The sequence below is a fragment of the Bradyrhizobium archetypum genome (genome assembly GCF_013114835.1).
Lineage (GTDB): Bacteria > Pseudomonadota > Alphaproteobacteria > Rhizobiales > Xanthobacteraceae > Bradyrhizobium > Bradyrhizobium archetypum.
Genome location: NZ_JAAVLW010000002.1, coordinates 39,724 through 53,034, shown reverse-complemented (window position 1 = coordinate 53,034; position 13,311 = coordinate 39,724). Strand labels below are relative to the sequence as shown.

Sequence of the window (13,311 nt, the reverse complement as noted above, 5' to 3'; positions counted from 1 at the left end):
GCTTGCTACTCGGCAGGGACCGAGGCCTCGCGCAGGCGGATCGAGTAGTTCGAGGCGTTCTGCTGGCCACCGGACGCCGCACGCGCGAACTTGATCAGGTGATGCGCGATCGTGGCTGAACCGATCAGCCCCTCGAGATCGCCGCGCCTGAGCCGCCCGATCGCGAACTTCCAGAACACGCGCCTGTAGTCGCTGAGCACGCCGACCTGCCAGAAGATGTTGCGCAGCATGATCAGCGCGCGCCTGATGTTGGGCCAGGTCTTCATTTCGGGCGCGACCGGTACCTTGATGCGGTTGGCGTAGGTGTAGTCGCATTGATACTGGTAACGCGCATAGAGCTTCTCGGGCTCGTAGGCGATCTCCATGCACCGTTTCCAGGAACTGATGACCTGGTCGTAGGGCATCAGGAATTCGACGTTGGAGTCGCGGCTGTCGTCGTCGTTGATCAGGCGGCCTTCGCGCTCCAGCCGGTCCCACAGCGGCGTCTTCGGCAGCGCCTGCAGCAGATTGATCGTCAGCAGCGGAATCCGCGAGTCATCGACGAACTTGAGCAGCGCATCCGCGGTGCCCGGCTTGTCGGTGTCGAGCCCCATAATGATGCCGGAGACGACCTCCATTCCGTAGGAATTGATGGTGTGGATGCCTTCGAGAATCGGGACCATCATGTTGTGGTCCTTGTGCATTGCGTGCAGCGCATCGGGATCCGGCGTCTCGATGCCGCAGAACACGGTGACAAACTGCGCCTCACGCATCTTCTCGAGGATCTCGGGCCGCTTGGCGATATTCAACGTCGCCTCGCAGGCGAGCCGCACGACATAGCCCGTCCTCTTTTGCCATTCGACCAGATGCGGCAGCAGTTCCGACGCGGCCTTTCGGTTGCCGATAAAATTGTCATCGACGAAATAGATCGTGTCGGTCATGCCGCATTCGCGCAGCCTGTCCAGTTCGGCGACGATCTGCTGCGGCGTCTTGAGGCGCGGGTTGCGTCCATAGAGTCCGGGGATATCGCAGAACTCGCACTGGTAGGGACAGCCGCTCGAAAACTGGATGCTGCCGAGCAGATATTTCTTCACTTCCGCCAGCTCATAAGCCGGAATCGGAAACTCGGTCATCGCCAGCCGATCCTTGGTGGTCAGCACTACCTGCTGCGCGGGCCGCGACGGATCGCGCGCCAGCCGCGCGATCAGCTCATTGGTGGCGTCGCCGAGTTCGCCGACATGCAGATAATCGAACGAGGGATAATAGTCCGGACAGGCGCTCACCGACGGCCCGCCGATCGCCACCGCGAGATCGAAGGCATGCGCGCGGCGGCAGATGTCGTTCATCTGCTGGCGCTGGATGTGCATGCCGCTGACGAACACCGCTTCCGCCCATTCGAAGTCTTCCTTGCTGGCGGGGCGGATGTTTTCGTCGATGAAGCGGACCGGCCAGTTCGCAGGAAGATAGGCCGCGATCAGCAATAGGCCCTGCGGCGGCATGAACGCCTGCACGCCGTCGGTCAGGGAATAGGCGTGCTCGAATGTACCGAAGGAAGACGTATAGCGCGGGAAGACGCACAGGATACGCCGTACCGTTGCAATGCCTTCAGCTCTCATCAAATTTCCTCAAGGCTGACACGAATTTAAGCACGACATTGAAAGCTGGGCCAGAAGTTCTTCCATATTATGACAATGACTCCTTGTGACAGTGACTTCTAACTCGTTGTGGGTTCAATTGGTTTCAGGAAAATGCGGGAAGCCGCCGGTTCTGGGGTCGGCCGGAATCAGGCGATCAGCCGGGAGGCAAATTCGGGGAGCAGACCCGCGTTGCTCGCAAGCCGGAAATCGCCATCCGCGAGGCCGGAGCGAACCAGCCAGTCGTCGAACTCCGGCGCCCGCTTCAATCCGAAGAGGTCCCGGATATAGAGCGCGTCGTGAAATGAGGTCGACTGATAGTTCAGCATGACGTCGTCGGCGCCCGGCACGCCCATGATGAAGGTGACGCCGGCGGCGGCCAACAGCGTCAGGAGATTGTCCATATCGTCCTGGTCGGCCTCGGCATGGTTGGTGTAGCAGACGTCGACGCCGAGCGGCAGGCCGAGCAGCTTACCACAGAAATGATCCTCCAGCCCGGCGCGGATGATTTCCTTGCCGTCATAGAGATATTCCGGGCCAATGAAACCGACCACGCTGTTGACGAGCAGCGGATCAAAAGCGCGCGCCACCGCGTAGGCCCGTGCCTCGCATGTCTGCTGGTCGAGATTGTGATGGGCGTTGGCCGACAGCGCCGAGCCCTGCCCGGTCTCGAAATACATCACATTGTCGCCGACCGTGCCGCGGCGCAGCGACAGTCCAGCCTCGCGCGCCGCGCGCAACAGCGCGAGATCGACGCCAAAGCTGCGGTTCGCGGCCTCGGTTCCCGCAATCGACTGGAATACCAGGTCGACCGGCGCGCCCTGCCCGATCAATCCAAGCGTCGTGGTCACATGGGTGAGCACGCAGCCTTGCGTCGGGACCTGCAGCCGCGTGATGATGCTGTCGAGCAGCCGCAGCAATTCTCCGATCACGGCCGGATCGTCGCTGGCCGGATTGATGCCGATGCAGGCATCGCCCGAGCCCAGCAGGATGCCGTCGAGGATCGATGCGGTAATGCCCTGGGTATCATCGAAGGGATGGTTGGGCTGCAGCCGCACGCTCATCCGCCCCTTGAGGCCGATCGTGTTGCGAAAGGCCGTGGTCACCGCGCATTTGCTGGCAACCAGGATCAGATCCTGGTTGCGCATCAGTTTCGAGACGCCGGCGGCCATTTCCGGCGTGATCCCGCGCGAAACCTTTGCCAACGACTCGCTTGTTGCCGCATCGGACAGCAGCCAGTCGCGGAAGCCGCCGACGGTCAGCGAGGAGATGGGCGCAAACGCCTGCGCCGCATGGCTATCGATGATCAGCCGGGTGACCTCGTCGTCCTCGTAGGGGATCACGGCCTCATTGAGAAATTGCTTGAGCGGCACGTTGGCGAGCGCCATCCGTGCCGCGATCATCTGTTCAGCGGTCTCGGCCGCGACGCCTGCGAGGCGGTCGCCCGACCGCGGCGGCGTCGCCTTGGCGAGCAGTTCGCGCAAGTCACCAAACAGGTAGGACGTTGCACCGATGGCGTGGCGGTAGACCATGCTGACTTTCCCGCGCCTGTATCCGCGCCCGGTTGTCTCGCTAGTCTATGCCGTGCGGACAGCCAAAGCTACAGGCCGCGATCCATGACAATATTGGCATCATCCGTACGGCGGACAGGACGGCTATCTGCGTCCCGCCTCCGACTAATCCAGCGTACCGAAATGGCGGATCGCAAAGCTTATTTCGTAGGCGACCGCGCCGAGCGCAAACAGCATGTGGAACTTTGGATTGCGCGTTCTCGCGGCGACAGCCGACATCAGGATGAACGCACCGGTCGCGACGAGATAGTCCAGTCCCAGCGATCGCAGATGCGCTTCACCCTTGATCCAGGTATCGACCACATCCAGCGCTTCCGTGAACGCCGCAAAGCCGAAGAACCAGCGGCGACGGGAGAGAAAATAGTCCTCGTATCCCTTATAGTCGTCCAGATCCTGAGGGAACAGCAGAACGCTGAGAAAATAGTACATCGAGGCGTACACGCAAACGAAGAAGTAAAGTCCATACGTCCAGTGCTGGATGGAGCTGAGCCGAAACTCCCACCACCAGAACGTAACCACATTCAACAGCGCCCAGGTGACCCAGCCGAGATGCACGGGCCAGATCGGGTAGCGACTGGGGTGCTGGACCAAAGCCGCGATGCCGCTGACCAAACGCGTAACACTGAGCCCAAGGATCAGGGCGATCAGGACACGCACGTGAAGATAGAGATCAAGATTGCCAGGCAAGGCAGCGCTTTGAGTCATGGGCCCCAATTCTCGCGCATAAGCGAGGCGATGCAGCGCCTTGCAGCAACCACCTGTCCTGCGCGCATGATGACGATGGCTTTGCGATTGCGTCTTGCCGGTCGCCGTTGGCCACCATCTAACTTGATTCGCTACAGCGGTCCGATGCGAATTGCGTTGGTTCTGAATGGTTGCGGCCGGCGGGACGAAGCACGTCGGGTTGCGAGCAGGCTGCGACGGATCAAGCGAACGCTGCATTCAAGATCGGACGGATGGCCCCCACAGGAGACGCTGGTTCCGCTTTAGACCGCCGCCGGGACCGGGCGTCGCCGCCAAAAATCGGCCACCTTCAATTGCAGTGGCATACCGAAGCTCGTTGCAGTCGCGCCGGTCTGCCGAAACTTGCCGGCAACGCAACCCATTCCAATGTTGTAATTATATGAAACTACAGATCATTTAGACTTAGTTGCAGCACCGTAAATTTCGCGCATTAAGACATTCTCCATCAAAATTCAGCACACTTTGCCTATGCTGGCGGCATTCACCGGTTACACACCGGCGCGCCGATGCGGCTGACCCGTAAAAACCCTATTCGCTCTCTGGTGGCGCCATGGCATCCCAGTTTTCGCTCGCAGCCAAGCTGTATTCGATCTTCGCGCTGTTCGCGCTGCTGGTCGCCGCCATCACGGCCTTGTCGGATTACAACACCCGGCAGAATGCCGAACTCACCGAAGCGGTCTCGGTCGCCAGCCGCGCCGCGCTCAATGTCGAGCGCATCAATTCGCTGGTCTATGCGGTCGTGATGGAATCGCGCGGCATCTACATGTCGAGCGAGCCGGCGGTGGTGAAGAAATACGGCGACGGACTGCTCAAGTTCAACGAGCGCATCCTCGATGTCGTGAAGAACTGGGAAGCGCTGGTCCAGGCCGACGACGCCCAGCAGTTCGCCACATTCAAGAAGCGCATCGAACAGTTCGTCGATTTTCGCAAGGAGCTGGTTCGCCGCGGCGTCGAAATCAATGGGGCTGCGGGGCGTGAATGGGGCGACAACGACGCCAACCGCCAAGTGCGCACCGCGCTGAACAAGGATCTCGAGGCACTTTCGAAGGTTTATGCCGAGCGCAGCAAGAAGCTGGCGCAACAGACCGACACCAACCACACCATGGCCTTTGTGCTGACGTGCCTCGGGGTCATGGCGCTGGCGGTGGTCGTGATCGGCGTCCTGATCATCGCACGCTCGATCGCGCGGCCGCTGTCGGCCATCACCTCGACCATCAAGCAGGTCGCCGATGGCGCTGAGGGCATCGAGGTTCCGCATACCGGACGTGCCGACGAGATCGGGGCGCTGGCCCGCGCCATCAAGATTTTCCAGGAGGCGATGGATCGCAACCGCAACCTCAATTCGCAGGTGCTGGAGGACTCCAAGGCGCGCGACGAGCGCACCCGCCACATCGAGGCCTCGGTCGATGCCTTCCGCGAAGCGATCGGCGGCGTGGTCCGCGCCGTCACCGACAATGCCACGGTGATGCGCGACACCGCCAAGACCATCGCCAGCGTTTCATCTGACGCCAGCGGGCGCGCCGTGGCGGCCTCGGGCGCGACCGAGCAGGCTTCCAGCAACGTCTCCGCCGTCGCCAGCGCCGCCGAAGAGCTCTCCGCCTCCGTCGAGGAAATCGGCCGTCAAGTGCGTCAATCGGCCGGCGCCGTCGAGCAGGCGGGCCATCGCACCGAGAAGTCGGTCGCGGAAATTGAGGGGCTTGCGGCCGCCACCCAGCGCATCGACGGCGTGCTCAGCCTGATCCAGGCGATCGCCGAGCAGACCAATCTTCTGGCGCTCAACGCGACCATCGAAGCGGCGCGCGCAGGCGATGCCGGCCGCGGCTTCGCCGTGGTCGCCCACGAGGTCAAGGCGCTGGCCGAGCAGACCGCGAAGGCGACCGCCGAGATCGGCCAGAATGTCGGCCTGATCCAGACCTCGACCAAAACCTCCGTCGAGGCCGTTCGCGAGATCGGCAACGCGGTGCGCGAGATCAACGAGGTAACCTCCATCATCGCCAGCGCGATCGAACAGCAGGATTCGGCGACCCGCGAGATCTCGTCGAACGCACAACTGGCGGCACAGGGCAACGGAACGCTGGTGGTCAACATCAGTTCGCTGAGCGAGGCGATCGGCACGACCAGCACGGCGGCAGCCTCTGTCCTCACCGCCTCCAGCGAGCTGACGGCGACCGCCGAGACGCTATCACGCGAGGTCGAGAAATTCTTCCGCAATCTGCGCGCGGATTCGTCCGAACAGGTGCGCAAGACCGGGACGTGATTGAGCGAACGCCAAGCATCGCGGTCACCCTGAGGAGGCCGCAACACGGCCGTCCCGAAAGCCGACGGCCGCCAGCCGGGTCGTGCATCCTTCGACGCTCGTTGCGCTCGCACCTCAAGGTGACGAAAGAGTGAAGCTAGCGCTTTCCTCGTCATTGCGAGCCCAGCGAAGCAATCCACGTCTCCGCGTTGGATGGATGGATTGCTTCGCTGCGCTCGCAATGACGAGTGGAGGGAGCCTAACAAACTCACGGGATGATGGAATCACGTTTCTTCCTCACTCCACCACCAGCCTTCGTCACTCCACCAACACCACATCCACGGCGACATTAAGCTTCTGCTTGCGCGATCCGACGATGATGCCGTCGACCGGTGAGACGTCGGAAAAGTCGCGTCCTACCGCCAGAATAATGTGATCATTCGCAATAGTGACATCGTTGGTCGGATCGAAACCAATCCAGCCAATCTCGGCGCCGCACCACACCGATACCCAGGCGTGGGTGGCGTCGGCGCCCTGCAGGCGCGGCTGGCCCGCCGGCGGGATGGTGCGCAGGTAGCCGCTGACATAGGCCGCCGGCAGTCCGAGCCCGCGCAGGCCCGCAATCATCACATGGGCAAAGTCCTGGCAGACGCCGTGACGCTTCTCGAATACTTCGCGCAGCGGCGTCGAAATCACCGTTGCCTTCGAATCATATCTGAAGTCATTGCGAATCCGGCGCATCAAATCGGCGGCGCCTGCGACAATGCCGCCGCGCGGCGGAAAGCTTGCGGCAGCATAAGCGGTGACGGGCGCCTGCACCGGCGCGAGCGAACTTGCGAAGACGTAGCCGACCGGCGAAGCAGGGCCGAGGCTGTTGGCTTCGAACGAGGCGTCGCGGATGTCTTCCCATGGCGGGCTCGGCAGGGAGCGGTCGAGCGCGTTGCGCGAGATCGAAACCCGCGACCTTGAATCGATCCGCAGGTTCCGGTGCGCGGTCTCGATCAGCACGCTCTCGGTATGCGTGCCGAAGAAATCCCGTCGCACCGCGCGCTCGGCCGGCCGGGGCCGGATCTCGACCGTATGGGATATCAATTGCTGTCCGTCGCCGCTGCGCGGCTCGAGCCGCAGCGAGCACCGCGCAAAACTTACCGGGCTTTCATAAGCGTAGGTTGTGACGTGACGGATGTCGTAGATCACGCAAGGCCCGTCAGCTTCTCCGGCCGGCTCGCATGCGGTCCGTGCGGGAAATAATGCAGGCCGATGGCGTCGGCTAGCGCGAGCAGGGACTGCTCGAGTGAGAACAGGGTTGCGACATCAAGCGCTGCGGCCTCCGCCGTTGTCAGCGTCGCCTGCAATGCAACAGCCAGCCGCTGCGGCCGCTCAATCAGGCCGTGCTCCTTCAGGCTCGGCAGCGCGGCGATATGGTCGTTGAGCGCTGCCACCTGAAACGCAACCGAGCGCGGATTGTAGGGGTCGAGCACTGCAAGATCGCGCACCGGCGCCAGTGCGGGTCCGACCAGATAGCGCGAACGATAAGTGATCTGGCAATCCACCAGCGTCAGCAGCATGTCGAGGTCTTCCTCGCCGGCTTCGTCATAGGCGAACTGCCGCGCGAATCGCGTGGTGTTGATGGCGCGCTCAACGCGGCGGCCCATGTCGAGGAAGCGCCAGCCGGCGGCGCGGTTCATATTCTCCTGCGCGAGGCCGGCGAGGCTCGCCAATTCCTGCAGCGTCAGTTCGGCGGCGCTGACGATGCTGTCGTCATCGTCGACCTGCAGCGCGAGGCGCTCCACCATCTCGGTGATGATCTGCCACGCATCCGGCGAAAGCCGCTCGCGCAACGAGCTCGCGGTCCGCTGCACTGATCGCACCAGCGAAAGCGCGGACCCGAACCTTTCCTCGCTCTGCAGCGCTTCGGCGATCACCCTTGCCGGATTGGTCCGCGTCGTTTGCGAGGTGGCGCCCCAGCTCACGAGAATGCGCTGGATGGGCTCGACCGAATGGGGCGCCGTGGCAGCGCCGCTAGCCGGATCGCGCGTCGAGGTGCCGAGCGCGCGGATCAGCCGCAGCGTCGCCTCGGCGCGCTCGAGATAGCGGCCAAGCCAGAACAGATTGTCCGCGGCGCGGCTCGGCACCACGCCGGCGATCCGCCTGATCCGTACGGTATCCGCGCCCGGCAACAGCGTCGCCGACGCTACCGCTTCGTCGGAGACCACCCAGACATCCGCCGACCGCGCGCCGTCACCCATCGACACCGCGCGGGCATCGGGTTGGTAGGCGATCCGGCAGAAGCCGCCCGGCAGGATGGTCCAGCCTTGCGGGGTGGCCGCGGCAAACACCCTGAGCACGAACGGCCGCGGCGCGAGCCGCCCGTCTTCCCACACCGGCGTCGTCGACAGCCGCACCAGTTCCTGACCGACATAGTCGATGCCGCGATCGGTGATCGCCTGCCGCAGCCGGTCGCGCTCTGCGGGCGGCAGCTCGCCGGCGACTACCGGTCCATGGTCGGAAAAGCCCGGAACGCCGCGGCCGTAGGCGCCCTCGATTACGAAATCCTCCAGCCGTGACAACACTTCCTCGCGGGCCGATTTCTGCCCGCACCACCAGGTCGCGATGTGCGGCATGATCAAATTCTCGCCGAGCAACCGCCGGCACAGGCTCGGCAGGAAGCCGAGCAGCGCCCTCGTCTCCAATACGCCCGAGCCCGGCATGTTGGCGACCACCACGCCGCCCTTGCGCAGCACGTCGATCAGGCCGGGCACGCCGAGATGCGAGGAAGCATCGAGCTCGAGCGGATCGAGGAAGTTGGAATCGACCCGGCGCAGCAGCACGTCGAGCCGCTTCAACCCGGCGACGGTGCGGATATGGATGCGGTCGCCGCTGACGGCGAGGTCGTCGCCTTCGACCAGAAGAAAACCGAGATAGCGCGCGAGCGTCGCGTGCTCGAAATAGGTTTCGCTGAAAGCGCCCGGCGTCAGTAGTCCAATCCGCGGCTCGTCCCGGTCCGCGCTGGCGCGAAGCGAGTCGCGGAACGCTTCGAAGAACGGCGCCACGCGTTCGACGTTCATCGACTTGTAGAGATTGGAAAAGGCACGCGACAGCACCAGACGATTTTCGAGGGCGTAGCCGGCACCCGATGGCGCCTGCGTGCGGTCCTTAAGCACCCACCAGCGTCCGTCGGGGCCACGGCCGACATCGGCCGCATAGAAATGCAGGTAACGGTTGCCCGGCGGTTTGACGCCGCAGACCGCCCGCAGATATTCGTTGCTTCCGGCAATCGCGGCCGCCGGTACCGCACCCTCGGTGATCAGCCGGCCATCGCCATAGAGATCGCGCAGCACCATTTCGAGCAATTGCGCGCGTTGCGCGATGCCCGCGGTGAGCTGCTGCCAATCGGCTTCGTCGATGATCAGCGGCAGATGGCTGAGCGGCCACAGCCGGTCGGCGGTCTCGCCCGGCGCGCGATAGGTGACGCCGGCTTCGCGCAGGTGGCGGTCGGCGGAGGCGAAGCGGCGCTCGATATCAACCGGCGAAAGCGCCGCAAAAGCATCGAAGAAGCGGGCCCAAACCGCCCGCGGCGCGCCATCAGATCCGATATATTCGTCGGGAATGCCGGGCAGCCGCGCATAGTCGCGGGTCCATTGCGCCATCCGGCGCTGGCCCGGACGGGCCCTGCTCTCCTGATTGTTCCCTTGGCCTGACATTCCGACTCCCCGAGACCGTCGCTTCCGATTAGATCAGGAGCGGCGTCCTCAAGTCGAGCGTCAAAGGGAATTCAATTGTGCGTTCCTCGGGCGGCGGGTCAATTCGGCCCGGGGTGTGGCCGTGATCCTGAAACCGCGCCAGCCGCCGCGCCTCCGCCTCATAGGAATTGACCGGCTTGGTGTCATAGTTGCGGCCGCCGGGATGGGCGACGTGGTAGACGCAGCCGCCGAGCGAGCGGCCGTTCCAGGTATCGAGCAGGTCGAATGTCAGGGGCGCATGGACTGGAATGGTCGGGTGCAGCCCCGAGGCCGGCTGCCACGCCTTGAAGCGGACGGCCGCGACCGCCTCGCCCGGACGGCCGGTCGGCGTCATCGGCAGCCGCCGGCCGTTGCAGGTCACGACATGGCGTCCCTCGACAAAGCCGGTCGCCTTGACCTGCAATCGTTCCACGGAAGAATCGACATAGCGCACGGTGCCGCCGGCCGAGCCTTCTTCGCCGAGCACATGCCAGGGCTCCAGCGCCTGGCGCAGTTCCAGCGCGACGCCACCATGGTGGACGCGACCGAACGCCGGAAAGCGGAATTCGAGCTGGGCCTGGTACCATTCCGGCGAGAACTCGTAACCGGATAGCCTGAGCTCATCCAGCACGCCTAGAAAATCCTCCCAGAGGAAATGCGGCAGCATGAAGCGGTCGTGCAGCGCGGTGCCCCAGCGCACGAATTTACCCTGCTGCGGCTCGCGCCAGAGCTTTGCGATCAGCGCGCGGATCAGGAGTTGCTGCGCCAGCGACATCCGCGGGTCCGGCGGCATTTCAAGCGCGCGGAATTCGACCAGCCCGAGACGGCCGGTCGGTCCATCGGGCGAATAGAGCTTGTCGATGCAGATTTCGGCGCGGTGGGTATTGCCGGTGATGTCGACCAGGATATGCCGGAACAGCCGGTCGGTCAGCCATAGCGGCGCCTCGATATCCGGCGGCGGGACATGCGCGAGCGCGATTTCGAGTTCATAGAGCCCGTCATGCCGCGCCTCGTCGATGCGCGGCGCCTGGCTGGTCGGGCCGATGAACATGCCGGAGAAGAAATAGGACAGCGATGGATGGCGCTGCCAGTACAGGACGAGACTCTTCAGCAGATCGGGACGCCGCAGGAACGGCGAATCCTGCGGCGTCGAGCCGCCGACCACGACATGGTTGCCGCCGCCGGTGCCGGTGTGACGGCCGTCGACCAGAAAGCGGTTGGCGCCGAGGCGGACTTTCGCGGCGTCTTCATAAAGGCCAAAGGTGATATCGACCGCCTCGCGCCAGCTCTGCGCCGGCTGGACGTTGATCTCGATCACGCCGGGATCGGGCGTGACCTTGATGATTTCGATGCGAGGATCATAAGGCGGTCCATAGCCCTCGACATGAACCGCGGTCTGCATCTCCTCGGCGGTCGCCTCCACTGCTGCGACGAGTTCGAGATAGTGTTCGACCTTCTCGACCGGCGGCATGAACACGCACAGCACGCCATCGCGGATCTCGACGGCCACCGCCGTGCGCACCGGCTTGGCTTTGCGCTTTGCCTTCGGCTCGTGCGCCAACTTCGACGCGCCCCCTGCTCCATGCTGCTCGTCCTCGGCCGCAAGCTCCAGCCGCGCTTCCATCGGGTCCTGTTCGACAACGTAAGGATATTCTTCCGGCGGAACGTGCGGCAACGACGCCATCGGCAGTCGTAGCCCGAGCGGGGAGTCGCCCGGGATCAGGAACAAATGGCTGCGCCGAAGCCGCCAGTGCTCGCTCATCCAGCCGGAGCTATCCGCGTCCACGTGCTGGATCGGCAGCACAAACCCTCTCGGCTTGTCGAGCCCCTGATCGAATACCCGCGCCATGCGTGATCGTTCTTCGGGATCGGCGAGCTTGGAATCGCTGGGGTCGACGTTGACAGGAAGTGCGGCCTCCTTTTGCAGCCAGTGCACGGGGTCTTCATAAGCCGGCATCAGATAATCACTATCGAGGCCGAGCCGCTTCGCGACACCTTCCATCATGCGCCGGGCGTCCGCGACATCGGCTTTGCGCGGGTTGTCGATCTTGGCGATCAGGTCGGCATTCTTCCAGACCGGCACGCCGTCCTTGCGCCAATAGAGACCGAAGGCCCAGCGCGGCAGGCTTTCGCCCGGATACCATTTGCCCTGCCCATAATGTAATAGCCCGCCCGGCGCAAAACGCGCACGCAGTTTGCGGATCAGCTCATCCGCCAGCGCCTGCTTGGTCGGGCCGATGGCGGCGATGTTCCATTCCGGCGATTCCAGGTCGTCGACGGACACGAAGGTCGGCTCGCCGCCCATGGTGAGGCGCACGTCATCACGCCTCAGATCGGCGTCGACCTGATCGCCGAGCGCATCGAGACGCGCCCAGGCTTCGTCGGAGAACGGTCGCGTGATCCGCGGCGCTTCGCGGATGCGCTTCACGCTCATCTCGACGCCGAAATCAACATTGGCGAAGCCGGCGCTGCCGGAGACCGGCGCCGCCGAGCGATAATGCGGCGTGGCGGCGACGGGAATGTGCCCCTCGCCCGTCAGCATGCCGGAGGTGACGTCGAACCCGATCCATCCTGCCCCGGGCAGATAGACCTCGGCCCAGGCGTGCAGATCGGTGAAATCATTCTCGACCTCGCGCGGGCCGTCGACCGGATCGATGTCTGGGCGCAATTGGATGAGATAGCCGGAGGCAAAGCGCGCGGCGAGGCCGAGATGCCGCAGGGCCTGGATCAACAGCCATGCGGAATCGCGGCACGATCCGGAGCCGCGCGCCAGCGTCTCCTCCGGCGTCTGAATGCCCGGCTCCATCCGGATAAGATATTTGACCTTCTTCGCAAGCTGCGCGTTGAGTTCGACCAGGAAATTGACTGAACTGTCGGCCTCCCGCGGCAGCTCCTTCAAGTACGCTGCGAACAGCGGCCCCTGCTCAGCAGTGACGAGATAGGGCGCCAGCTCGGTCTGGAGATCGGCGGGATACTGAAACGGAAAGGAATTGGCGTAAGGCTCGACAAAGAAATCGAAGGGATTGACCACCGTCATTTGCGCGGTGAAGTCGACTTCGATTCTGAGTTCGCTCGCCTTCTCCGGAAACACGAAGCGCGCGAGCCAATTGCCCTGCGGATCCTGCTGCCAGTTTACGAAATGGTTTGATGGCGTGACTTTAAGCGAATAGCTCAGGATGGGCGTGCGCGTATGCGGCGCCGGACGCAGCCGCACGGTTTGCGGGCCGAGATCGATCGGTCGGTCGTATTTGTAGTGCGTGACGTGATGCAGTGCGACGAAGATCGACACGGACCGGAGACTCCAGCGGCTTTTTTAAGCAGAACACCGGTTCCGGGTGGGATCAAGCACTAACAACGGGCACGGGGTGCCTGAAGTAAGGGCGACGCCGCCTCCCCGTCATTGCGAGGAGCGATAGCGACGAAGC

The 13,311-nt window shown here is 63.6% G+C and carries 7 protein-coding genes; 1 reads left to right on the top strand and 6 read right to left on the bottom strand.

The genetic code is table 11. The annotated features are described in order from the left end of the window. Positions 1-5 precede the first annotated feature (5 nt). From HCN50_RS04770 to HCN50_RS04760, 3 genes are all read right to left on the bottom strand, one after another. Positions 6-1,595 carry a B12-binding domain-containing radical SAM protein gene (locus HCN50_RS04770; protein WP_171708492.1) on the bottom strand — a complete coding sequence of 530 codons (1,590 nt, stop codon included), beginning with the start codon at positions 1,593-1,595 and terminating at the stop codon, positions 6-8. Between the two features lie 167 nt (positions 1,596-1,762). Further along, entirely contained in the window at positions 1,763-3,145 is a 1,383-nt protein-coding gene (locus HCN50_RS04765) for an ethanolamine ammonia-lyase subunit EutB (protein ID WP_171708491.1), read from the bottom strand. Between the two features lie 144 nt (positions 3,146-3,289). Next, a complete protein-coding gene (locus HCN50_RS04760; RefSeq protein WP_171708490.1) occupies positions 3,290-4,126 on the bottom strand; it encodes a hypothetical protein in 837 nt (278 codons plus the stop codon). A 352-nt stretch (positions 4,127-4,478) separates the two neighbouring features. On the opposite strand from HCN50_RS04760, the gene HCN50_RS04755 reads away from it, so the two are divergent. After that, positions 4,479-6,185 (top strand): methyl-accepting chemotaxis protein, encoded by a 1,707-nt coding sequence (locus tag HCN50_RS04755; RefSeq protein ID WP_171708489.1) that lies wholly within the window; start codon positions 4,479-4,481, stop codon positions 6,183-6,185. Positions 6,186-6,482: 297 nt separating this feature from the next. Here the strand turns inward: HCN50_RS04755 and HCN50_RS04750 are convergent, their stop codons facing one another. The 3 genes from HCN50_RS04750 to HCN50_RS04740 are packed head-to-tail and all read right to left on the bottom strand — an operon-like array spanning position 6,483 to position 13,175. Continuing rightward, a complete protein-coding gene (locus tag HCN50_RS04750) occupies positions 6,483-7,361 on the bottom strand; it encodes a transglutaminase family protein (RefSeq protein ID WP_171708488.1) in 879 nt (292 codons plus the stop codon). After that, complete coding sequence (locus HCN50_RS04745; protein WP_171708487.1) at positions 7,358-9,868, bottom strand: circularly permuted type 2 ATP-grasp protein; 2,511 nt, start codon at positions 9,866-9,868, stop codon at positions 7,358-7,360. Before HCN50_RS04745 ends, HCN50_RS04750 begins: the two co-directional genes overlap by 4 nt. 28 nt (positions 9,869-9,896) lie before the next feature. After that, positions 9,897-13,175 carry a transglutaminase family protein gene (locus HCN50_RS04740; RefSeq protein ID WP_171708486.1) on the bottom strand — a complete coding sequence of 1,093 codons (3,279 nt, stop codon included), beginning with the start codon at positions 13,173-13,175 and terminating at the stop codon, positions 9,897-9,899. Positions 13,176-13,311: the final 136 nt, after the last annotated feature.